This is a genomic window from Martelella sp. FOR1707, from assembly GCF_053484265.1.
Genome location: NZ_JBAKFP010000006.1, coordinates 13,580 through 35,054, shown reverse-complemented (window position 1 = coordinate 35,054; position 21,475 = coordinate 13,580). Strand labels below are relative to the sequence as shown.

The following is a 21,475-nucleotide window of genomic DNA, read 5'->3' as shown; positions in this document are numbered from 1 at the left end:
TTGTCTCCGGTTTATTTGACCGAACCTGCCAGCAGACCGCTGACGAGATATCGGTTCAGGAAAATGACGACGAGGGCAGGGATGATGATGGCAACGGAACCGCTTGCCGTGATCAGGCCGTAGTCGACGAAGTTTTTTGTTACGAATTCGGGGATCAGCACCGTCAGCGGCTTGGTTTGCGCCGGCGAGAAGATCAACGGAATGAGGTACTGGCCCCATGCGCCGAGGAAGGTGAGGATGGCGGTTGCCGTCAGCCCCGGTCCCGCCAGCGGCAGCACGATGTTGAAGAAGATGTAGAGCCGACCCGCGCCATCGAGCTGGGCTGCTTCCTCGAGCGCGATGGGAAGAGATTCGAACACGCTTCGAAGCAGCCAGAGCGACAGCGGCAGATAGGCCGACACATAGATCAGCGCGATGCCGGTATAAGTGTCGATCATGTGCAGGCTGATCAGGATCCGGTAAAGCGGGATCAGTACCGCATAGGCCGGGATCGCAAGCGTGGCCACCACCAGGATGAACAGGGTCTTGCGGCCGGGAAATTCGAGCCGGGTGAAGGCATAGGCGCCGAGCGCGGAGATCGCCACGCACAGCACCGTCGCCAGCGCCGAGGTCACGATCGAGTTGAACAGCGCCGCGCGGAACTGCGCCCAGACCTCGACCCCGCCGATGCGATCGATGCCGATGCCGAAAATGCGGGCGAAGTGATCGAAGGTGATGTTTTGCGGGAAGAAATGGATCGGGCGGGCCGAGAAATCCTCGGTCGGCGTCAGCGCGCTGGCGAAGGTCCAGTAGACCGGTCCCAGCGACCAGATCAGCAGCACGGCCAGGCCGACCCAGATCATCATCCGATAGGCAAGAGACTGTTTCATCAATCATACCGAGTGTTGCGATAGACGCGGAGGACATAGACCAGCGACACCAGAAGGGAGACGAAGGTGATCGTCAGCGAAAGCGCCATGCCGTAGGAGAAGCGCAGGTTCTGGAAGGTCTCGAGATAGATCTGCACCAGCACGGGCCGTGTTTCGAGACTTGCGCCGGCGAGAACCCATGCCTCGTCGAAAAGGTTGAAGGCCTGCACCGTGGCGTTGGTCATCGAGACCGCGATCGCGCTACGCACCAGAGGAAGCGTCACCAGCGTCAGCATCTGCAGATTGGTCGCGCCATCGATGCGGGCGGCCTGATAGAGATGGTCGGGAATGCTCTGCATGGCGGCGAGAACGATGACGATGGTGAGCGGCATCATGCGCCAGACATGGACCACGGTGACCGCCATGATCGCGCTGGTGCGGTCGTTGAACCAGATGTGGTTTTCGAAGGGCAGCCCAAGGGAGGTGAGGATACCGTTCAAAAGGCCGGCGCCCGGCTGGTAGATCCAGAGCCAGATCACCGCGTTGACCACGCCGGGCAGCGCCCAGGGCAGGATGACGGCGGCGAGGATCCACTGGCGCCCGACCTTGACCTGATTGATCAGGGCGGCGGCCAGCACGCCGAAAACGGTCTCGGCGAGAACGGCGAGGATCACGTAGGAAAACGTGTTCATCCAGCTCATACCGAGCTGTTTGTCGGAGAGCATGCGGGTGTAGTTGGCAAGGCCGACGAACGGCGTGCCCGGCTGCATCGGATTGACGCGATGCAGGCTGTCCCAACTCGTGACCAGCATTGGATAGAAGACCAGCGACGCCATGGTGATCAGGATCGGCGCGGCCAGAAGCAGGCCGAGCATGGTATCGGCATTGAAGCCGATACCGCGCTTGCCTCGCATTGTGGAGGCGGCAGATGTCATTGGGCCATGGCCTGCTCGGCTGCATCGGCAATGTTCTGCATTGCTTCCTCAACCGTGATCTGGCCCTTGGCGGCGCTGTTGATCGAGGTGTTCACGGCGCTCGAAAACTCCGGATACCACTGCGGCGTGCCCTGCTGGAACAGCGGCTCGACCGTGGTTGACTGTTCGACAAGCACGTCGCCCGAATGCATCACGCCGGTCTCGTTGACGGCCGAGAGCACCGAGGTGCGGGTCGGCAGGAAGCCGTTTGCGTAGTTTTCTTCCTGGAAGTCCTTGGAGGTGAACCACTTGATGAACTCGACCGCCGCTTCCTTGTTCTGCGAACTTGCGGGAATGCCGAGCGCTTCAGGCAGGCCGAAGCTGCGTGTCTCGCCGCTTGCCGTCGGCACCAGAATGGCCTCGACCTCGCCGGCGACCTTGGACTGATCCGGATCGTTCATCTGGCCGAGGCGGCCAGGCTCGCCCGAGATCATCACGCTGGTCTGGCCCTGCGAGAACATGCTGTCATTGATCTGGCTGTCGGTAAGGCTGACCGACGCGGGATCGATGAGACCTTCTTCCAGAAGCATCAGTTCGAATTCCAGCGCCTTGTAACCGGCTGAATCCGGTGCGGTGAACAGCGGCTTGAAATCGGCGTCGAACAGCTCGCCGCCAAAGGCCTTGGTCAAAAGATACCAGCTCGTGGATGCGCCTTCGGTCGCCGAAAGCGGCAGGCCGATCGGATATTCGACGATGCCGGCTTCCTTGATCTTCTTGGCGTCGGCGACAAGTTCGTCCAGCGTCTTCGGCGCTTCGGTGATGCCGGCTTCCTCGAACTGGGCCTTGTTGATCAGCATGACGCGGAAGTCGTTGGTGTAGGGAATGCCGAGGACTTCGCCATCAACGGTGAAGATCTTGGAAACGCCGATATCCTCAATCGTTTCGGCGTCAATCACGTCGTTCAGCGGTGTGTACCAGTCGGCGGCTGCGAACTGGCCGGTCCAGGACCAGTCGAACTCGGTCACATCGGCGGGCGCGGTGCCGGCAACGAGGCCGGTAACGAGCTTGAGGCGGATATCGTCCCACGAGAGCGTCTGCAGGTCGACGTGGATGCCGGTGTCTTCCTCGAAGTCGGCGGCGATATTGGCGCCCTGCGGGGAGGGCAGAAGCACCGTGATGGATTCGCCGGCAAGCGGCTTGGCGTCATCGGCCATCGCCGGGATGGCGAGCAGCATGGCTGTCGAGGTTGCGAGTGATAAAAGCAGTCTGTTCATGTTCCCGTCCTGTCTGGTTTTTGGAGAGTTCAATCCGTCCCGTTTCGGGCGGAGGCGATTTGCCCGACAAAGCCATCTTCGAGCGGCCAGCCGAGACATTGGGCGGCCGCCAGCAGCGCGCCGCCAATGGGTGAAAGTCGGGGTGGAACCGGCGCGCGGCCGATCCGGCGCGTCAGCGCGGCAAGCAGAACCGGGCTTGCGAACGTGCCGCCGGCATAGCTCCAGTCGGCATCGCTCGCGCAGTGCGGGGCGATGGCCGTGAAATGCCGCGCAAGATCGTCGGCGGCCTGTTCCATCAGCGCGTTTGCGCCTTCATCGCCGGTTCGGGCGACGCGGTCGACCACTTCTGCAAGGGCAGCGATACCGGCGCGCGGACGTTCAAGACCGGTCACCCAGCCGCCGAGCGCGTTCATCGGGTCGGCCCTGTCGAGGGAAAGGGCCTCGAAGACCGCGTCGGTCAGCGCGGTCGGTTGCGCTCGTCCGTCGATCGCCTGGCTGACGAGGCTGAGGGCGGTGCGGCCGATGGCGTAAGCGCTGCCCTCGTCGCCGATCATATCGCCCCAGCCGCCGACGCGGGCGGAGCGGCCATCTGCATCGCGCGCCCAGGCCATGGAGCCGGTGCCGGAAAGGATGAGGATGCCCGGACGGCCAGACAGCGCGCCGAAATGGGCGGCTTCCACGTCGTTCAGCACATGTCGTTTCGCCGCCGGGAAGGCCTCGGCAATCGCCTGTTCCTGAAGGGCGGAGAGTCGGGCCACCTCGCCATAGGCCGGCAGCGCTGCCGCCACCGCCTGGATTTCGGCGGTCTCGGTAAAGGGACGCAGCACCATATCGAGGACTTCGCGCCAGCCGGGGTTGTCCATCGGATTGACGCCGCCGCCGCGGGCCGTCTTCACGATCCGCCCCGTCCTGTCGGCAAGGGCGACGAGCACCTTCGTGCCGCCGCCGTCAATGCCGAGGATCAGGCCGTCGGTCATCCGTTCGCTCCTGCCTCGACGATCGTGTTCTCGATCCCGTTGTCGCCGAAATGATCGCGCCACTTCTGCGAAATGGCGGAATCGGTGATGACGTGAGCTTCGGTGAGGGGGGCGACCTTGTAGGTCGCCATCGTGTCGAACTTGGTGGCGTCGGCCAGCACGAAGCAGCGCGCCGAGCGGGTCAGCATGCGCCGGTTGAGATGGGCCTCGCCATTGTCGATGCTGTAGATCGCGCCATCGGAGCCGATCGCGCTCGCGCCCAGGAAAAGCTGATCGAACCAGATCAGGTCCAGCATCGCTTCCGCCTGCGGGCCGACCAGCGAGGCATTTTCGCTGCGCAACTGGCCGCCGAGCAGCGTGACTTCGAGATTTGGAATGTTCAGAAATTCCTGCGCGACGATCAGGCCGTTGGTGAAAATGCGCAGCGGGATCGGGCTGATGCGGATCAGCCGGGCAAGCTGCAGAACCGTGGTGCCGGCATCAAGGAAGATTGCGGAGCGCGGCTGAAGCGTCTCATAGGCCGCCGTGGCAATCGCCCGCTTGGCGGCGAGATTGCGCTTCTCGCGGGCCTGGAACGCCATTTCCACCGAGGAGCCCTCGGCGATGCGCGCGCCGCCATGGACCCGCACGATCGAGCCTTCCTGTTCGAGGATTTGCAGATCGCGCCTTACGGTGGCGAGCGATGCGCCGATCGCATCCGCCAGATCCTGGATCGCGGAAAACCCGTTCACATAAAGATGGCTGCGTATCGCTTCGAGACGATCGACCTTGACGCCCTGTGGCTGTGACATCCGCATTCCCCGTGTTATTTTCGATCACAATGATGATCGAAACGATCATTGTCAATCAGTTTTGTGATTTATTATGATCGAAAAAGCCGGCGACATTGCTGTCGCCGGCTCAGACTGCTGGCAAAGCCCCAAGCTTTGACCATCGTCTGTCATCGGCCCTTCATTCTTGCGTCATGCTCGGACTTGATCCGAGCATCCAGGCGGTTAAGCTACTGAAATTGCTAAACTCTATAACCAGCCCTTGCCGGGCGGCCTGGATCCTCGGGTCAAGCCCGAGGATGACCCGGAATATGGGAGACGCTTCTCAAAAAGCTGAGCCGGCGACATTGCTGTCGCCGGCTGCGGGAACCGAATGGAATGGTCGTGAATAGCGATATCGCGGCATCGCCTCCCACTCTGTCGTCATCCCGGCTCAAGGCGGGCATAACGGAGGTGAGGAAGGCGCAGCCAGTGTGCACGAGTCTAGCTATAGGCCGGCAGCAGGTCCCCATGTCGCTCTATCAGCCCGTCGACCAGTTTCCAGATTTCATCCGGGGAAAGCTCGGCCGATGTGTGCGGGTCGAGCAGGGCGGCCTGGTAGATGCGGTCGCGGTCTTTGGTCAGCGCGGCCTCTACCGTCAGTTCCTGCACCGAAATGCTGAGTTTCATCACCGCCGCGAGCTGGGTCGGGACCCGGCCGATCTGCATCGGCTGAATGCCGTTATGGTCCACATGGCAGGGCACTTCGACGATGCATTCATCCGGGAGATTGGAGATCAGGCCGTTATTGGGCACGTTGCCGTAGATCAGCGCCGGCTTGCCGGTGACGGCGGCGTGGATGATGCCGGCGGCATATTCATTGCTGCGGCACACCTCGATCGGCTTGTCGCCCTCAAGCTCCTTGCGCAGCGCGTGCCATTCGGCGATCTGCTCCTTGCAGCGGCGGATATATTCGTCGAGCGGAATGTTGAACTGGTCGATAAGGTCGTTCCGGCCATCCTTGATATACCAGGAGGTATATTCCGAAAAATGCTCGCTGGATTCGGTGACGAAATGGCCAAGCCGTTTCAGCGCGTCGAAGCGCACGCGGTCGTCGTCCGGCACCTTGCCGTCCGCGAGAAGCTGGCGCAGGCGCGGATAGAGATCCTCGCGGGAGCCGTCGGCGTGGAGCTTTTCATATTTCAGGAAGAAGGCGATGTGGTTGATGCCGGCCGAGAGGTAATTGATGTTCGCGACATCCTCGCCGAGATAGGAGGCGAGCTGGCCGGCGGTGTGCTGCACGCTGTGGCAGAGGCCGACGGTGCGGATTTCCGGCGCGATCTCCTTGATCGCCCAGCAATTGATCGCCATCGGGTTCACGTATTGCATCAGAAGCGCGTTCGGGCAGACATCCTCCATGTCGCGGCAGATCGCCTCCAGCACGGGGATGGTGCGCAGCCCGCGGAAGATGCCGCCGATGCCGAGCGTATCAGCGATCGTCTGGCGCAGGCCGAACTGTTTCGGCACGTCGAAATCGGTGACGGTGGCGGGTTCGTAGCCGCCGACCTGCATCATCAGGATCACGAAATCGGAGCCCTTCAGAGCCTGCCGTCGGTCAAGCGTCGCCTCGACGCGGATATCGGCAAGGCCGAGCGCCGCGCAGATGCGGCGGGTGACGATTTCGGAGGTCTTCAGCCGCTCGGAATCGATGTCGAACAGGCTGATGGCGATTTCGCCGGGGAGATCGGAGGACAGTACATCGCCGAGAATGTTCTGGGCGAAAACGGTGCTTCCCGCGCCGACAAGGCAGATTTTGGTCATGGTGGGTTCCTTTCTTTTCGGCGAAGCTATATCTCCAAAACAAGATTTTCCTCCGGCGATTGTATGGATTAGTCCGGGATTGGAGTGGCGAGCGATGACCTCGGATAATAATGAGGTGGACGACCTGACGCTGGCGCGCGGCGATTTCATGATCGAGCGCCATATCGCGACCGCCATGCCGGCGGCCCACTGGCACGATCACGTCGAGCTCAACCTGCTGCTTGAAGGTGAGATGACCTACCTCTTCAACGGGCGGCGAGAGGAGGTAGAGGCGGGCCGGCTGGTGCTGTTCTGGGCCGCGATCCCGCACCAGACAATTGCGGTCACCGACAACGCGGCCCTGATCGTCATCTACCTGCCGCTTGCCGATTTTCTTTCGCTGCCGGTTGATCGCGACGCGCGGCGCTTCACCATGCAGGGCGGCTTCCTGTCAGATCCGACGTCAACGCGCCATGATGGCTTCGTCGCCACGCGCTGGGTGGAGGAGTGGAACAAGGGCGGGCCGCAACGCAGGAGCCTGCTGCGGGAGGAAATCGCGCTGAGGGTGCGCCGCTTCATCCTCGATTGCGTCGAAACCGGCCGGCTTTCAGGCGGGGAGGCGGGGACGGCAGCGGTCGCTGCCGCCGTCCGCCATGTCGAGGCGCTGACCGATCTGGTCAACAGTCATTACGGCGAGCCCGTTTCGATGCCGGATCTCGCCGCCCGCGCCGGCATCCATCCGAGCACCGCCAACAAGGCCTTCCGCGACGTGCTCGGCCTTTCGGTGAACGAATATCTCACCCGCTACCGGGTGGCGCGCGCCATGCAGAGGCTGGTCGACACCGAGGACCCGATCCTCACGATCGCCTATGATTGCGGTTTCGGGTCGAGCAGCCGGTTTTACGAATTGTTCAAGGCGCGCACCGGCCAGACCCCGCTTGCCTTCCGCAGGGCGCTGTCGCGTAAGGATGAGGTGGGCGTTGAAAAGCCCCGGCAGACGTTCCGCCGGGGCTTTTCTTTTTACTGATTGGCCTTGATCTCAAGATTGAGAAGCTGGGGGATCGCCTTGGGCGCGGCGGCGCCCGCCATCACCACGGCCAGCACCGGCATCTGCATCTGCGGCTTGATGCTGACGGAGAAGTTCTGCGGGTTGGCCAGATAGCTGTCGACCGCGGACGAGACGGAGGCGGCAAGGTCCGGCATTTCCAGCCCGGCGAGGCCGGCCGTCATCTGCCCCTTCCACTCGGAAATCAGCGCATCGGTCGAGAGGTTCTTCTCTTTGGCGATCGTTTCGATCAGACGGTTGGTGATGCTGTCATCGGTGAACTTGATCGACAGGCCGCTGACGCCGATGGTCTGGCCGAGCTGCATCAATTCGGCTTGGTAGGGATTTTCCTGTTCCGATGAGGTACCGTCCGCAGGGGCCTCCTCCATCTCCTCGCTTTGGGCGATCTCTGAAATCTTCTGCAGCGTTTCCAGCGTTTCCAGCGTGACGCCGGTCAGTCCCATGCCGAAGTCGAGCGTGCCGACATTTTCCGTGGCGAGGCTGTAGGTGGCGACATTGAGATCGCCCGTTTCCAGATCCCAGTTCCCGCTGATCGTGAATGTGGACGTGGTCTGCAGGAGATCGAGTTCCTCCAGCGTCGCGCGGGCGTCGGCCTTCAGGTCGTCGACTTGCGAAAGGTCGAGCGAAATCCCGGTGACGTCCGCGAGATAATCGGCCTTGGTCCGCGCATCGTTGAAATTCTGCTTGGCGGAAGCATCATCGATCGTCAGCAGCTTGTCGCCGTCGACGGTGACGCTGATGTTCTTGACCTCCGTGCTTTCGCCATAGCCCCAGCCGGAAAGAACCGCGAGATCGGCGCTGGCGGGAACATGGATACTGGTCTCGGTGTACGAGGCGATGGCGATTTCCGCGTCTTCCATCATGAAGGCCATGTCGGACGCCATCGACTTGCCAATTAGGTAGCTGCCGTCGGCATTTTCCTGAACGTCCTGAAGGTTGAGCGTGATCGGCGTCTTCTGCTTGAACTCTTCCATCTCCTCGCCCGCGCCGGCCACGGGGGCGAATTCCATGCCGGAGATCGTCACGCTGCCATCCGAACCTTCCTCGACGCTGTCATAGGTGAAGGTGATGTTCGACTGTTTTTCGGTGACGGCTTTCAGCTTGGCCATCAGATCATCGGTATCGAGAGCAAACGCGGGAGCGCCCGATGCGGCCAGAAAACTGCCTGCGAGAAGAAGCTGCGTGAGACGTGATGTGGGCATGAAGTGCTCCCTGAAAATTAGATGTTGCGTTGCGGTTTATTGGCCATATAAGGCCGAATTGCAATTTTGCTATGAATGCCCGGTGAATGCGGCGCGTTTTCCCTTGTTTTCAGGGGATTGCGGGCAGCCGCGCCTTGCGGGCAAGGGTTGTATCCTCTAACAGAAACCCATGGGAAAAGAAATTACGCCGCCTGAAAATGGCGATGGACACACTGACGCGGTCGACCTGCGCAAGGCCCTTGAGGAACGCTACCTCGCCTATGCCCTTTCGACGATCATGCACCGGGCGCTGCCGGATGTGCGCGACGGGCTGAAGCCCGTGCACCGCCGCATCATCCACGGCATGAGCGAGATCGGCGTGCGCCCGAACGCCGCCTACAAGAAATGCGCCCGCATCGTCGGCGATGTCATGGGTAAGTTCCACCCCCATGGCGACGGCTCGATCTATGACGCGCTGGTGCGCCTGTCGCAGGATTTCGCCCAGCGTTATCCGATGGTCGACGGACAGGGCAATTTCGGCAATATCGACGGCGATAGCGCGGCCGCCATGCGCTACACCGAGGCGCGCATGACCGATGTCGCGGCGCTGATGCTGGAAGGCATAGGCGAGGATGCCGTCGATTTCCGGCCGACCTATAACGAGGAGGACGAGGAGCCGGTGGTGATGCCCGGCGCCTTCCCGAACCTGCTCGCCAACGGCTCCACCGGCATCGCCGTCGGCATGGCGACCTCGATTCCGCCGCACAATGCCCATGAGCTGTGCGAGGCGGCGATCTACCTGATCAAGCATCCCGATGCCACCGTCGAGGACATCATGACGCTGCCGGATGCCGACGGGCCGAAGGCGAACATGATCCAGGGCCCGGATTTTCCGACCGGCGGGATCATCGTCGAGGATTTCGCCTCGATGGTCGAAACCTACAAGACCGGCCGTGGCGGCTTCCGGCTGCGCTCGCGCTGGGAGAAGGAAGATCTCGGCCGCGGCAACTATCAGATCGTTGTCACCGAAATTCCCTATGGCGTGCAGAAATCGCGGCTGATCGAGAAGATCGCCGAACTCCTGATCGCCCGCCGCCTGCCGCTGCTGGAGGATATCCAGGACGAATCGGCCGAGGACATCCGCGTCGTTCTGGTGCCGAAATCGCGCGCAGTCGACCCGGCGCTGCTGATGGAATCGCTGTTCAAGCTCACCGATCTCGAACAGCGCTTCTCGATGAACATGAATGTCCTGTCGCAGGGCAAGGTGCCGAAGGTGATGGGCCTTGTCGATGTGCTGAAGGAATGGCTCGGCCACCGCCGCGAAGTGCTGCAGCGCCGCTCCCGCCATCGCCTTGCCGCGATCGACCGCCGGCTTGAAATCCTCGGCGGCCTGCTGGTCGCCTACCTCAACCTCGACGAGGTGATCAAGATCATCCGCGAGGAGGACGAGCCCAAGGCGGTGATGATCGCCCGGTTCGAGATCACCGACGTCCAGGCCGAGGCGATCCTCAACATGCGGCTGCGCGCTCTGCGCAAGCTGGAGGAAATCGAAATCCGCAAGGAATTCGATGCGCTGACGGCGGAAAAGGCCGATATCGAGGCGCTGCTCGCCTCCGAGGAAAAGCAGTGGCAGACGGTCGCCTGGGAGATTGGCGAGGTGAAGAAAACCTTTGCCAAGGCCACCGAACTCGGCCGCCGCCGCTCGACCTTCGACATCGCGCCAGATACCGACGTCGAGGCGATCCAGCAGGCGATGATCGAGAAGGAGCCGATCACCGTCGTCATCTCCGAAAAGGGCTGGATCCGGGCGCTGAAGGGCCATGTCGACACCTCCGGCGTCTCGTTCAAGGAGGGCGATGGCCTGAAGCTCGCCTTCCCGGCACAGACCACGGACAAGCTTTTGATCGTCACCACCGGCGGGCGGGCCTTCACGCTCGGCGCCGACAAGCTGCCCGGCGGGCGCGGCCATGGCGAGCCGCTCAGGATCATGGTCGATATTGACGCCGATCAGGACGTCGTCACCGCCTTCGTGCATGAGGCGGGTCGCAAGCAACTGATCGCGTCCACCGCCGGCAACGGCTTCATCATCGAGGAAGACCAGATGGTCGCCAACACCCGCAAGGGCAAGCAGGTGATGAATGTTTCGGCGAAGGACGAGGTCAAGCTTTTGACGCCGGCGGCGGGCGACCATATCGCCGTCATCGGCGAAAACCGAAAGCTGATCGTGTTCCCGATGTCGCAGGTCGCCGAGATGGCCCGCGGCAAGGGCGTGCGCCTGCAGCGCTACAAGGATGGCGGCCTCTCGGATGCGAAATGCTTCGCGATCGCCGACGGACTTAGCTGGACCGACAGCGCCGGCCGCACCCATATGCGCACCGCCGATGAACTGCTTGAATGGCGCGGCGACCGCGCCATGGCCGGCCGCATCGCGCCCAAGGGGTTCCCGCGGAACGGCAAGTTCAAGGGGTAGGGGCCCTCACACCTTCGCCGTCAGCAGTTTCACGCCGGCGAAGACGAAGAAGCCGCCAAGCGCGGCTTCCACCACGCGGCGGAAGCGGGTGAGGCCGGCGTGCACCATGGCGCTGGAGAGCAGCAGGGCATAGGCGCCGTGGGCGGTGAAGGACAGCATGAACGAGCCCGCGACGAACAGCACGACGATATGGGCGGGGGCATCGCCAACGCCGCCGACGCCGGCGATCGCCAGCCAGAACATGATCGCCTTCGGGTTGGAGACCTGCAGCAAATAGCCGCCGGCGACCTGCCGCCGGAACGATCGCAGCCCCGGCATGAGCGGCGAAAGCGGCGGCGGTTTGAGCATCTTGCCGAAGGATTTGAACGCCAGGAAGAACAGATAACCCGCGCCCACGAAGCGCACGATCTCCATCGCATGGGCAATCTCTGCGAAAATGATCGAGAGCCCGAGCACGGTGGCGATCGAAAGCGTCATGCTGCCGCAGGCAACCCCCAGCGCGGTTGCCACAGCAGACCCGCGCCCCTGACCCATCGCCACGCCCAGGATCAGCATCACGCTCGGCCCGGGGGAAAACACGCCCACCAGCAGGATGGACCATGCGAGCATGAGTTGCGGGAGGTAGTAGGTGAGCATGGTAGTGCCTTTATTTCCGTTCAGGCGAATCGTTCGATGTAAGGTAAGCTCAGATCTACACTGCGTCACGATCGAGTGCATCGCGCCGAGGAGTTATTCAGTCGTCATTACTATCTTCGAGTGGTTCTAGCTCGTCCCCGATATCGGAGTCCTCTTCAGACGGACCATCGTCGTTTCCATTGCCGTTGTTTTGTGGTTCTCTTCCTTTCTCTTGGTCAAAGTGTGTTGCGATCAAATCTCTAAGCTTTTGGTAGCTCGTTGGAGGGGGAATGGTCTCGCTTTCGTTGTTTTCTGGTAGTACGATTTCATCCGTTCCAACTACTTCACAGTAGGCTTGAAGATATTCAGAAATACTTTCATTGCTAACGTTGCCAGAAAGTTGAAGTATTTCTCGCTCTTTCGTTCTAAATTTTTTTGTAGTCAAATGATTCATTGTGTCTATATAGATCATAGGGTAGGGTATTCCCTTGTTTACTCCTTTTAGTTCAGTTGGGAGGTCTATTCGTATTTGATAAGATAGTCCTGAGCCTTCAGGTATGCTAGTAAATAGTCTTGCCAGCTGTACGCTCAGCGTAAAACGTTCGCGCGTCGCGGTGCTGGCGACACGAAACCCGGTGTCTATGGCTTTTCCTAGGAAATCGTAATCAAATGGTCGGGTGTCGGCTGCATTTTCGAGGGCTTCTGATGCTGAAAAAAACTCTTCATCACTTTCTGTTTTTTTCAGCTGAACAGCCCGGTTCGGTTCCGGAAATGCGGCGAGCCAAGCAGAGCCTTTGACGTTAAGATCAATTCCTTCGTCAACCAGGTGCTTGCGATAATCATGCAGTGTATCGATGAAAGCGCTAACCGCAGTTACTACAGCCTTTTTGTTTTTCACGCGAGAACAGAAAACAAGTTCGTCTCCGACCGCTTTCCATATCACTGGACACTCATGGTCGCCGTCGAGTTCATTAGCTTGCTTCTGGTAATTTCCGCGGTAGCGGCTAGGGAAATCGCCATAAAACTGCTGAAAAACCGTCACCCACTTAGGTGTGATACCCTCTTCTCGATCCTCGCCAGCCGTTGAATTTTTGAACGCTGTGGAGCCGCTCAAATCGACAGACAGGAATAACCGAACGCGATACTCAGCAGGGTCGTACCGCTTCGGAGAAGACTCAGATTCCAAGAGCTTTGGCCCTTACTTTCACAGCCGCTTGTGTGACGCCAAACGTGTCGCTCGCGACCCCTAAGGCGTATGCTTCTCTAAATTCTTGTTCCGGCATCAAGAATGCTGACGCAAACCAGTTTGCTTCCCATTCGCATCTGACGAGGTCAGAATCGCTTTCATCAACGCTTCGGGTTGCCTTCATGCCTTGTCCAGGAAAGGTCCTCCGGACTTTAGGCCAATGGACTAATTTATGGCCAAGCTCGTGGGCCAGAGTAAAGTTATCTCTTAATGAACTAGTATGCGAGGACAGGCGGATCAGGAATTTACCATCCGGCTCGACCACTACCGCGTCGGTCTGGTCTTCATCAAACGCACTTATATATTCGATCTCGCCGCCATTTCTGCGAATCAAATCGGGTAGGTCAAACCCGTTCGATATTTTAGCAATTTTTCGCTGCTTTTCAGCGAATGCAAACATGTTGGCTTTGCTGACCCGAGAAGGTATGGGGGGGTGGTAGGTCACAAGTTTATTCTCAATATCCATACTGGCACTCATCGCTCTCTCTCCCTCTTCGAGTGACGATGCAGGGGATGTTCCTAATTCGTTCCTTTATTCTATATATAGGAAGAGATTCGGTAAAGTTGAGATTAATGGGTTTCAGTTTAAAGAATAATCGATTTCAATGGTGTCTGAACTGCCCCGCACGTATCAAATCCGTTCGAATTGGCCCGGCAAGCCATCGACCGCAAATCGCTTGATCTCAAACGCATCGGCTTTGCCGTCATCGCCAGGGAAAAATGATCGGCGAACCTGCGCCGATCATGGCCGGGCTCTTTACGCTATACCGGATTTCACGATGCAGCGTTGGCGTCCCGCTTTCTCAACTCGTCGCGAATTTCGAGCAGCACCTGAAGTTCGCTCGGGCCGGGCGGCGGATCGGCCACGGCGGCCTGCTCCTCGGCGGCCTTCCTGTGGGCCTCGGCGGCCGCGCGCATGCGGTTGATCGCCTTGACCAGCATGAACACGACGAAGGCGATGATCATGAAGTTGATGACCGCTGTGATGAAGGCGCCATAGGCGAAGATCGCAGCTCCTTCCTCGCGCGCGGCCGCAAGGCTCGCGCCGTCCGGCACGCTGCCGCTCAGAACCACATACATGTCCGAGAAATCGATGCCGCCGATAATCAGGCCGATGACCGGATCGATCAGGTCGGAGACCACCGAACGGACGATCGCGGTAAAGGCGGCCCCCACGATAATGCCGACCGCCATATCGACGACATTGCCTCTTGCGATGAAATCACGGAACTCTTTCAGCATGCGTTCTGACCCCTGTTCGGCGATGCGCTGGCGCATCGCATTGATAATCGTCAGGGAATTTAGCGCAGGGACACGCCGGCTTCTACATGGGGCGGGCGAAAAATACGGAACGGCGTGACGGGCTAGGCTTCGAAATCGCCCGGGTCGGCGCGTTCCCAGCCTTGGCCGGTCAGATGTTCCTGCGGCTGGAAGCGTTTCTTGTAGTCCATCTTCCGCGAGCCCTTCACCCAATAGCCGAGATAGACGTAAGGCAGGCCCATCGCCTGGGCGCGTTCCACATGGTCAATGATCATGAAGCTGCCGAGCGAGCGCTTCACATAGGCGGGGTTGAAGAAGGAATAGACCATGGACAGCCCGTCGACCATGAAATCGGAGAGCGCGACCGCCACCAGTTCGCCCTCTTCCTCCAGAAGCCCGGTCGCCACGCGATACTCGATCAGGCGGGTCTCCACATGGGTTTCCTCGACCATCACCTTGTAATCGTCGAGGCTCATATCGGCCATGCCGCCGCGCTGGTGGCGGCTGTCGAGATAGGTGCGGAACAGGTCGAACTGCTCGGCGGTGGCATAGGCCGGGCGTTCGACGCCGACGAGATCGGCGTTCCTGGCCTGGGTCTTGCGCAGCGAGCGGCCGGGAACGAATTCACTGGCGACGATGCGCACGGAAACGCAGGCGCGACAATGTTCGCAGGCCGGGCGATAGGCGATGTTCTGCGAGCGGCGGAACCCGCCCTGGGTCAGAAGGTCGTTCATCTCGCCGGCGCGCGGGCCGACGAGATGGGTAAACACCTTTCGCTCGCGCTCCGCCTCGAGATACGGGCATTGCGCCGGCGCTGTCAGATAGAACTGTGGCGACTGAGTGGTTTGCGTATTCATGCCCGGCGCACCATGCAACGAAACTTAATCACAGGATGGCGCAATTCGCGGGAACGTCAACCTTCTGATTTGCGGGATGAGCGTTTCCCGCAGTTCAATAGCGCGCTTCCTCGCGCACCACGACGGCGCCGATCAGGAAATCATGCAGCAGGCGCTTGCGGTCGGTGAACAGGCCAACCAGCAGGATCAGCGGCGTCAGCAGCGAGTTGAAAAGCCAGAACAGCGCCAGATGCACCAGCGCGGTCAGAAAATCGATCCTGAGGCCGTCGGTGCGCAGCATCCGAAGGCCCATCGCCCGCATGCCGGGCGAGGCCTGGGCCGCACCGCCGAGGCTGAAGCCGAAATAAAGTCCCGCCACGATGAAATAGAGCACCGGATAGAGAAAGAATGCGAGGCCGAGCGTGGCGATACCGACGAAAAACAGCAGCACCGCGGCCGGCACCCAGAGGATGGCGATCACGATATAATCGAAGATGAACGCCAGAACGCGCCGCGACAGCACGCCGGAATAGGCGTCGCTGGCCGGCGGGGCCGAATAGGTCATGTTGCGTTCGAGGCTCATCGATGTCTCCGTTGCCGTTAAGTGGTTTAGGCGGATGTGGGGATTTTCCGGTGGAATGCAACAAACCGGGCCAGCCGCGGCCGATATTTTGTCTGTGCCTTGGCGTCTTTCTAATTGCCCCTTCAGTCTATCGCGTCTTGAAGAAATTCGTTTATATCTGCCCGGTTCTTTAAAAGAAATTTGGGACCGCTGTGGAACTCAAAGAATTTCTGATGGGCATCGTATGAGTTCCAATTGTTTTTTCTGCTGCGATATTCGGCGATCCAGGAGATGAGGCTTGAAAAGCTGTCTTCGCTTTCTCCGCCCTGTATACCCCTGTCCTTAACATTTTTGATGCATGCCGCTTCAGGCAGATCGAGCCAAATCAAGGTTGTCACGCGACGAAAGACGATATTTATGAGTTGGCCGTAAACACCCTCCATGACCCATTCATCCTCCAGAGACGCCGCGTGGACATCGGCATCCCGCAAGGCCCTGTCTCTTGCGACGCCATACCGGTTCGGCTCCCAATGGAGGTCATCAAAGTGAACGGCTTTCAACGAGAAGGCGTCGGCCAGCCTAACCGCCAGCCAAGTCTTGCCCGACCCTCCGTTGCCCATGATCAGTGTACGCTCAAAAGGAAAATCCGACGTTCTTGCTGCCACCTCGACTCGTCCTTTGACATCCGTGATCCGTATATGGTCGGCTGAGCGCCACCTTGGTAGTGATCAACCCTTCGCCAGCTTTTCCGCGACCTCGATCGCGAAATAGGTCAAAATCCCGTCGCAGCCGGCGCGCTTGAACGACAGCAGCGTTTCCATCATCACACGGTCGCCGTCGATCGCGCCGCGCTCGGCGGCCATCTTGATCATCGCGTATTCGCCGGAGACCTGATAGGCGAACACCGGCAGGCCGAAGGCTTCCTTGATGCGCCAGCAGATGTCGAGATAGGGCAGGCCTGGCTTGACCATCAGCATGTCGGCGCTTTCCTCGACATCGAGCGCTGCATCGCGTAGCGCCTCGGTGCCGTTGGCGGTGTCGATGTAATAGCTCGCCTTGTCGCCCTTCAAGAGACCCTTGGTCGAGATCGCCTCGCGATAGGGGCCGTAAAAGCCGGAGGAGAATTTGGTGGCATAGGACATGATTCCTACGTCTTGAAATCCCGCCATGTCGAGGCGTTCCCGGATCGCGCCGATGCGGCCGTCCATCATTTCCGAAGGGGCGATGATATCGGCGCCGGCCTCGGCCTGGGCGACGGCGGCCTCGCAGATATGGTCGACGGTCGCGTCGTTGACGATTTCCTCGCCGGTGAGAATCCCGTCATGGCCATGGCTGGTGAACGGGTCCAGCGCCACGTCAGTGATCACCCCGAGCGAGGGCGCGGCCTTCTTCAGCGCCCGGGTGGCGCGGTTGATGAGGTTGTCGGGGTTGAGGATTTCCGAGCCCGACATGTCGCGCTTTTCGAGCTCGATATTGGGGAAGGTGGCGATCGCGGGAATGCCGAGATCGGCAGCCCTCTTCGCCGCTTCCGCCAGCCGGTCGACGCTCATGCGGGAAACCCCCGGCATGGCCGGGATTGGTTCCTCGATATTGTCGCCCGGAATGACGAAGACCGGCCAGATCAGGTCGTCGACCGTGAGCTTGTTTTCGCGCACCAGCCGGCGGGTCCAGTCAGCCTTGCGGATGCGGCGCATGCGGCGGTGACCGGTGATCCTGTCCACGAGATGGGTCTTGTCGTTCGGCTCGTTCATTGTCTTCTCCGGCGCTTTCCTGTTCAGGTCCGGCTTGTAGCATGTCGCACCGCCCGGACAAACACGCCATTTTGTCGCTTAACGGCGTTGCGTCAGGGTTTGTAACTTCGATTTTTGAAGCGTATAAGGCGGCGATGAATTCCGAGCAGAACCGTCCGCCACAACCCAGTTTTTCGCAGATGGCCTTCATGGTCTTCAAGCGCTGCGTGGCCGCGTTCTTGATGGCGATCGCGCTCTACAACTGGGCGGAGCTGATCGGCCTTGCCGGCACGGGCCGGTTCGATCTCGTCAGTTCCAACGAACGCATCGTCGAGGTCGTGCTCGCGGTGGCCTATCCCGCCGCCGCGGCGGGGCTCTGGTTCGGCGTCGGCTGGGGGCTGGTGCTGTGGGCCATCGGAGCGGCCGTCGAAATGTTCCTGGTCGGGACCGCCGCCGCACTCATCGGCATTCACGTTTTGTTGTTTGGCCTCTACGCCGCTTTCTGGATTTACCTTGCCTTCATTCGTCGGCGCTAGAATCTGCCGAAAAATGCCGTCGGGAACGATTTGAAACCCGACAACAATTGGCCATATTGATGTGCAAGGCACATCCATAGAGGCGTCCTCGACGCCCGCGGGACAGAAGAGAACTGGATTCTATGACAAAAGACCTGAACAAGACCGTCAGGACCGTGTCGCGACGCGGTTTCATCGCCGCCGCTGCGGGCGCTGTGGCGCTGCCAAAGCTTGCCGCCGCGCAATCGGCCGTCGACGCTTTGATCAACACGCCCGGTCGCGGCAAATGGGACGAGCAGTTTGACGCCGTCACCTCGCGCGCGCAGGCCGCCGTCAGCTCCAACCAGCCGATCCTCAGCCCGAACGCGCCGATGAACATCATGCAGGCGATGGCGGAGTATCAGCGGATCAACGCCAATGGCGGCTGGCCGGAAGTCCATCCCAATGTGCCGCTCCAGTTCGGCGTCTATGATCCGTCGGTGCGCCAGCTGCGCCAGCGCCTGATCGTCTCCGGCGACCTGCCGCAGGAAGCGGGCATTTCCGATTCCTACGATTCCTATGTGCAGGGCGCGGTGAAGCGGTTCCAGGCCCGTCACGGCCTCGCCGAAACCGGCTATATCGACGAGTACACGCTGAAGGCGCTCAACGTCAGCGCAGCCGTACGTCTCGCCCAGCTCGAAACCAATCTGGCGCGCGTCGAGGATCTCGGTTCCGATCTCGGCCAGCGCTACGTTCTGGTCAACATTCCGGCGGCCTATTGCGAAGCGGTGGAAAACAATGTCGTGGCGCTGCGCAATGTCGCCATTGTCGGCCGTCCGTCGCGACCGACGCCGCTTCTAAACTCGAAGATCTTCGAGATCATCTTCAATCCGCCCTGGACCGTGCCGCGCTCGATCATCCAGAAGGATATCATGCCGCTGATGCGCGAGGACCCGAACTATCTGGTCGACAACAAGATCCGGCTTTATGACAACAAGGGCCAGGAAGTCGATCCGCTGACGGTGGACTGGAACGCCGAGAAGGCCCCCAACCTGACCTTCCGTCAGGATCCGGGCCCCAACAGCGCCATGGCCTCGACCAAGATCAACTTCCACAACAAGCATGCCGTCTACATGCATGACACGCCCAGCCAGTCGCTGTTCAACGACATACTGCGCTTCGAATCATCGGGCTGCGTGCGTATCGAAAACGTTCGCGATCTCGATGTCTGGCTGTTGAAGAACACACCCGGCTGGAACCGTCAGAAGATCGAGGAAACGATCCATGCCGGCATTTCCACGCCGGTGAACCTTGCCGATCCGGTGCCGAACCATTTCGTCTACATCACCGCATGGTCGACCAAGGACGGGATCGTGCAGTTCCGCGACGACATCTACAATCTCGATGGCGCGCCGGAACTGGCGCTGCAGACCACGACCGGCATCGAATAGGCCTTTCCTTCGTATTGAGCATTGAAAATGCCGCCGCTGAGCAATGCTTGGCGGCGGCATTCGTCTATTGCACGTTTTGAAGGCCGGCGTTAGAACGCAAGCGCCTTTACGGAATGCTTCCGCGATAAACCCTGAGGAGCCCGCGATGACCAGTCAGACCGCGTTTACCGAGAACTTTTTCAACCGTTCGCTTGCCGACACCGATCCCGATATCTTTGATGCGATCGGCAAGGAACTCGGTCGTCAGCGTCACGAGATCGAACTGATCGCGTCCGAGAACATTGTTTCGCGTGCCGTGCTCGAGGCTCAGGGCTCGATCATGACCAACAAATATGCCGAGGGTTATCCGGGCAAGCGCTATTATGGCGGCTGCCAGTTCGTCGATATCGCCGAGGAACTGGCGATCGAGCGCGCCAAGAAGCTTTTTGGCGTCGAATTCGCCAATGTTCAGCCGAATTCCGGTTCGCAGATGAACCAGGCCGTGTTCCTGGCGCTGTTGCAGCCGGGCGATACCTTTATGGGTCTCGATCTCAATTCGGGCGGTCACCTGACCCACGGCTCGCCGGTCAACATGTCGGGCAAGTGGTTCAACGTCGTCTCCTACGGCGTTTCCAAGGACGACAACCGCATCGACATGGACGAGGTCGCTGCCAAGGCCGAGGAGCATCGTCCGAAGCTGATCATCGCAGGCGGCACCGCTTATTCGCGCATCTGGGACTGGAAGCGTTTCCGCGAGATCGCCGATTCGATCGGCGCCTATCTCATGGTCGACATGGCCCATATCGCCGGTCTCGTCGCCGGCGGCGTGCATCCGTCTCCGTGTCCGCATGCCCATGTGGTTACCACCACCACCCACAAGTCTCTCCGCGGCCCGCGCGGCGGCGTGGTGCTGACCAATGACGCCGATATCGCCAAGAAGGTCAATTCGGCCGTGTTCCCCGGCCTGCAGGGCGGGCCGCTGATGCACATCATCGCCGCCAAGGCCGTTGCCTTCGGCGAGGCGCTGCAGCCGGAATTCAAGCAGTATGCCGAACAGGTGGTGAAGAACGCCCGCGCGTTGGCCGCCTCGCTGATGGAAGGCGGGCTCGATGTCGTCTCCGGCGGCACCGACAACCATTCCATGCTGGTGGACCTGCGCAAGAAGAACGCCACCGGCAAACGCGCGGAAGCCGCACTTGGCCGCGCCTACATCACCTGCAACAAGAACGGCATCCCCTTCGATCCGGAAAAGCCGTTCGTGACCTCCGGCGTCCGTCTCGGCACGCCGGCCGGCACCACGCGCGGCTTCACCGAGAAGGAATTCGCCGAGATCGGTTCGTTGATCGTCGAGGTTCTCGACGGGCTGAAGCAGGTCAATTCGGACGAGGGCAATGCCGCCGTTGAAGCCGCGGTGCGCGACAAGGTGGTCGACCTCACCGCGCGCTTCCCGATGTATGGCTATATGGGCTGATGCGCTGCCCGTTCTGCAATTCGCCTGATACCCAGGTCAAGGATTCGCGCCCGGCGGAGGACAACACGTCCATCCGCCGCAGGCGCGTCTGTCCGGATTGCGGCGGGCGCTTCACCACGTTCGAGCGCGTGCAGTTGCGCGAGCTCGTCGTGGTCAAGAAGAACGGCCGCAAGGTGCCGTTCGACCGCGACAAGCTGGTGCGCTCCTTCGAGATCGCGCTGCGCAAGCGCCCGGTCGAGCGCGAACGCATCGAGCGGGCCGTCTCCGGCATCGTCCGGCGTCTGGAAAGCTCGGGCGAGCCGGAAGTGCAGTCGGAGGAAATCGGCCTTCTGGTGCTGGAAGCGCTGAAAAACCTCGATGACGTCGCCTTCGTGCGCTTCGCCTCGGTCTACCGCGATTTCTCCACCACGGAGGATTTCGAGGAGATCATCACCGAGTTTTCGGCCAAGATTGCCCGCGAAACCGGCGTCCAGCACGACTGAAATTTGCCAAAACACTTGCAAGCCGCCTGCGCCCATGGTTTAGCGGCACAACGAGCGCTGTCGCGCAAAA

21 protein-coding genes are annotated in these 21,475 nt (G+C 60.4%); 6 read left to right on the top strand and 15 right to left on the bottom strand.

Annotated elements, in window-relative coordinates; translation table 11 throughout:
• Positions 1 to 11 precede the first annotated feature (11 nt).
• From V6765_RS17210 to melA, 6 genes are all read right to left on the bottom strand, one after another.
• Entirely contained in the window at positions 12 to 845 is an 834-nt protein-coding gene (locus V6765_RS17210) for a carbohydrate ABC transporter permease (RefSeq protein ID WP_448431505.1), read from the bottom strand.
• Positions 846 to 868: 23 nt separating this feature from the next.
• Positions 869 to 1,783, bottom strand: a complete 915-nt coding sequence (locus V6765_RS17205) for a carbohydrate ABC transporter permease (RefSeq protein ID WP_448430997.1) — start codon at positions 1,781 to 1,783, stop codon at positions 869 to 871.
• A complete protein-coding gene (locus tag V6765_RS17200) occupies positions 1,780 to 3,036 on the bottom strand; it encodes an ABC transporter substrate-binding protein (protein ID WP_448430995.1) in 1,257 nt (418 codons plus the stop codon). Before V6765_RS17200 ends, V6765_RS17205 begins: the two co-directional genes overlap by 4 nt.
• Before the next feature lie 29 nt (positions 3,037 to 3,065).
• Positions 3,066 to 4,013, bottom strand: coding sequence for an N-acetylglucosamine kinase (locus tag V6765_RS17195; RefSeq protein WP_448430993.1), 948 nt, complete (start codon positions 4,011 to 4,013; stop codon positions 3,066 to 3,068).
• Complete coding sequence (locus V6765_RS17190) at positions 4,010 to 4,804, bottom strand: DeoR/GlpR family DNA-binding transcription regulator (protein WP_448430991.1); 795 nt, start codon at positions 4,802 to 4,804, stop codon at positions 4,010 to 4,012. The genes V6765_RS17195 and V6765_RS17190 overlap by 4 nt, the downstream gene beginning before the upstream one ends.
• A 462-nt stretch (positions 4,805 to 5,266) precedes the next feature.
• Positions 5,267 to 6,583 (bottom strand): alpha-galactosidase, encoded by a 1,317-nt coding sequence (gene melA / locus V6765_RS17185; protein ID WP_448430989.1) that lies wholly within the window; start codon positions 6,581 to 6,583, stop codon positions 5,267 to 5,269.
• Positions 6,584 to 6,677: 94 nt separating this feature from the next.
• On the opposite strand from melA, the gene V6765_RS17180 reads away from it, so the two are divergent.
• Positions 6,678 to 7,589 carry a helix-turn-helix domain-containing protein gene (locus V6765_RS17180; RefSeq protein ID WP_448430987.1) on the top strand — a complete coding sequence of 304 codons (912 nt, stop codon included), beginning with the start codon at positions 6,678 to 6,680 and terminating at the stop codon, positions 7,587 to 7,589.
• Here the strand turns inward: V6765_RS17180 and V6765_RS17175 are convergent.
• Positions 7,583 to 8,830: a hypothetical protein gene (locus V6765_RS17175; RefSeq protein WP_448430985.1), complete on the bottom strand. Its 1,248-nt coding sequence runs from the start codon at positions 8,828 to 8,830 to the stop codon at positions 7,583 to 7,585. The genes V6765_RS17180 and V6765_RS17175 overlap by 7 nt on opposite strands.
• Positions 8,831 to 8,999: 169 nt before the next feature.
• Here V6765_RS17175 and parC point away from each other — a divergent pair, with 169 nt between their 5' ends.
• Entirely contained in the window at positions 9,000 to 11,279 is a 2,280-nt protein-coding gene (parC, locus tag V6765_RS17170) for a DNA topoisomerase IV subunit A (protein WP_448430983.1), read from the top strand.
• 6 nt (positions 11,280 to 11,285) lie between these two features.
• Here parC and V6765_RS17165 read toward each other — a convergent pair whose 3' ends face one another.
• The 8 genes from V6765_RS17165 to hemB all read right to left on the bottom strand — a co-directional run bounded on the left by V6765_RS17165 (position 11,286) and on the right by hemB (position 17,549).
• Positions 11,286 to 11,915 carry a LysE family translocator gene (locus tag V6765_RS17165; protein ID WP_448430981.1) on the bottom strand — a complete coding sequence of 210 codons (630 nt, stop codon included), beginning with the start codon at positions 11,913 to 11,915 and terminating at the stop codon, positions 11,286 to 11,288.
• Between the two features lie 97 nt (positions 11,916 to 12,012).
• Positions 12,013 to 13,080: a hypothetical protein gene (locus tag V6765_RS17160; protein WP_448430979.1), complete on the bottom strand. Its 1,068-nt coding sequence runs from the start codon at positions 13,078 to 13,080 to the stop codon at positions 12,013 to 12,015.
• Positions 13,070 to 13,618: an ImmA/IrrE family metallo-endopeptidase gene (locus tag V6765_RS17155; protein ID WP_448430977.1), complete on the bottom strand. Its 549-nt coding sequence runs from the start codon at positions 13,616 to 13,618 to the stop codon at positions 13,070 to 13,072. The genes V6765_RS17160 and V6765_RS17155 overlap by 11 nt, the downstream gene beginning before the upstream one ends.
• A gap of 296 nt (positions 13,619 to 13,914) precedes the next feature.
• On the bottom strand, positions 13,915 to 14,382 hold the full coding sequence (mscL, locus tag V6765_RS17150; RefSeq protein ID WP_230718992.1) for a large conductance mechanosensitive channel protein MscL: 468 nt from the start codon (positions 14,380 to 14,382) through the stop codon (positions 13,915 to 13,917).
• A 122-nt stretch (positions 14,383 to 14,504) separates the two neighbouring features.
• Positions 14,505 to 15,257, bottom strand: coding sequence for an arginyltransferase (locus tag V6765_RS17145; RefSeq protein ID WP_448430974.1), 753 nt, complete (start codon positions 15,255 to 15,257; stop codon positions 14,505 to 14,507).
• Positions 15,258 to 15,351: 94 nt separating this feature from the next.
• Positions 15,352 to 15,819: an RDD family protein gene (locus tag V6765_RS17140; RefSeq protein ID WP_448430972.1), complete on the bottom strand. Its 468-nt coding sequence runs from the start codon at positions 15,817 to 15,819 to the stop codon at positions 15,352 to 15,354.
• A 122-nt stretch (positions 15,820 to 15,941) separates the two neighbouring features.
• Positions 15,942 to 16,463, bottom strand: coding sequence for an AAA family ATPase (locus tag V6765_RS17135; protein WP_448430970.1), 522 nt, complete (start codon positions 16,461 to 16,463; stop codon positions 15,942 to 15,944).
• Positions 16,464 to 16,526: 63 nt separating this feature from the next.
• Positions 16,527 to 17,549: a porphobilinogen synthase gene (gene hemB, locus V6765_RS17130; RefSeq protein WP_448430968.1), complete on the bottom strand. Its 1,023-nt coding sequence runs from the start codon at positions 17,547 to 17,549 to the stop codon at positions 16,527 to 16,529.
• Positions 17,550 to 17,683: 134 nt separating this feature from the next.
• Here hemB and V6765_RS17125 point away from each other — a divergent pair, with 134 nt between their 5' ends.
• The 4 genes from V6765_RS17125 (at position 17,684) to nrdR (ending at position 21,405) form a co-directional block, all read left to right on the top strand.
• Positions 17,684 to 18,064 carry a DUF6163 family protein gene (locus V6765_RS17125; protein WP_448430966.1) on the top strand — a complete coding sequence of 127 codons (381 nt, stop codon included), beginning with the start codon at positions 17,684 to 17,686 and terminating at the stop codon, positions 18,062 to 18,064.
• 122 nt (positions 18,065 to 18,186) lie between these two features.
• Positions 18,187 to 19,473, top strand: a complete 1,287-nt coding sequence (locus tag V6765_RS17120) for a L,D-transpeptidase family protein (protein ID WP_448430964.1) — start codon at positions 18,187 to 18,189, stop codon at positions 19,471 to 19,473.
• Between the two features lie 145 nt (positions 19,474 to 19,618).
• Entirely contained in the window at positions 19,619 to 20,923 is a 1,305-nt protein-coding gene (gene glyA, locus V6765_RS17115) for a serine hydroxymethyltransferase (protein WP_448430962.1), read from the top strand.
• Positions 20,923 to 21,405 (top strand): transcriptional regulator NrdR, encoded by a 483-nt coding sequence (gene nrdR, locus V6765_RS17110; protein ID WP_018067664.1) that lies wholly within the window; start codon positions 20,923 to 20,925, stop codon positions 21,403 to 21,405. The genes glyA and nrdR overlap by 1 nt, the downstream gene beginning before the upstream one ends.
• Positions 21,406 to 21,475: the final 70 nt, after the last annotated feature.

Bases quoted from the DNA above. Each gene is read 5' to 3' on its own strand.
- V6765_RS17210 (WP_448431505.1), bottom strand. From the start codon at position 845: ATGATGATCTGGGTCGGCCTGGCCGTGCTGCTGATCTGGTCGCTGGGA.
- V6765_RS17205 (WP_448430997.1), bottom strand. From the start codon at position 1,783: ATGACATCTGCCGCCTCCACAATGCGAGGCAAGCGCGGTATCGGCTTC.
- V6765_RS17200 (WP_448430995.1), bottom strand. From the start codon at position 3,036: ATGAACAGACTGCTTTTATCACTCGCAACCTCGACAGCCATGCTGCTC.
- V6765_RS17195 (WP_448430993.1), bottom strand. From the start codon at position 4,013: ATGACCGACGGCCTGATCCTCGGCATTGACGGCGGCGGCACGAAGGTG.
- V6765_RS17190 (WP_448430991.1), bottom strand. From the start codon at position 4,804: ATGTCACAGCCACAGGGCGTCAAGGTCGATCGTCTCGAAGCGATACGC.
- melA (WP_448430989.1), bottom strand. From the start codon at position 6,583: ATGACCAAAATCTGCCTTGTCGGCGCGGGAAGCACCGTTTTCGCCCAG.
- V6765_RS17180 (WP_448430987.1), top strand. From the start codon at position 6,678: ATGACCTCGGATAATAATGAGGTGGACGACCTGACGCTGGCGCGCGGC.
- V6765_RS17175 (WP_448430985.1), bottom strand. From the start codon at position 8,830: ATGCCCACATCACGTCTCACGCAGCTTCTTCTCGCAGGCAGTTTTCTG.
- parC (WP_448430983.1), top strand. From the start codon at position 9,000: ATGGGAAAAGAAATTACGCCGCCTGAAAATGGCGATGGACACACTGAC.
- V6765_RS17165 (WP_448430981.1), bottom strand. From the start codon at position 11,915: ATGCTCACCTACTACCTCCCGCAACTCATGCTCGCATGGTCCATCCTG.
- V6765_RS17155 (WP_448430977.1), bottom strand. From the start codon at position 13,618: ATGAGTGCCAGTATGGATATTGAGAATAAACTTGTGACCTACCACCCC.
- mscL (WP_230718992.1), bottom strand. From the start codon at position 14,382: ATGCTGAAAGAGTTCCGTGATTTCATCGCAAGAGGCAATGTCGTCGAT.
- V6765_RS17145 (WP_448430974.1), bottom strand. From the start codon at position 15,257: ATGAATACGCAAACCACTCAGTCGCCACAGTTCTATCTGACAGCGCCG.
- V6765_RS17140 (WP_448430972.1), bottom strand. From the start codon at position 15,819: ATGAGCCTCGAACGCAACATGACCTATTCGGCCCCGCCGGCCAGCGAC.
- hemB (WP_448430968.1), bottom strand. From the start codon at position 17,549: ATGAACGAGCCGAACGACAAGACCCATCTCGTGGACAGGATCACCGGT.
- V6765_RS17125 (WP_448430966.1), top strand. From the start codon at position 17,684: ATGAATTCCGAGCAGAACCGTCCGCCACAACCCAGTTTTTCGCAGATG.
- V6765_RS17120 (WP_448430964.1), top strand. From the start codon at position 18,187: ATGACAAAAGACCTGAACAAGACCGTCAGGACCGTGTCGCGACGCGGT.
- glyA (WP_448430962.1), top strand. From the start codon at position 19,619: ATGACCAGTCAGACCGCGTTTACCGAGAACTTTTTCAACCGTTCGCTT.
- nrdR (WP_018067664.1), top strand. From the start codon at position 20,923: ATGCGCTGCCCGTTCTGCAATTCGCCTGATACCCAGGTCAAGGATTCG.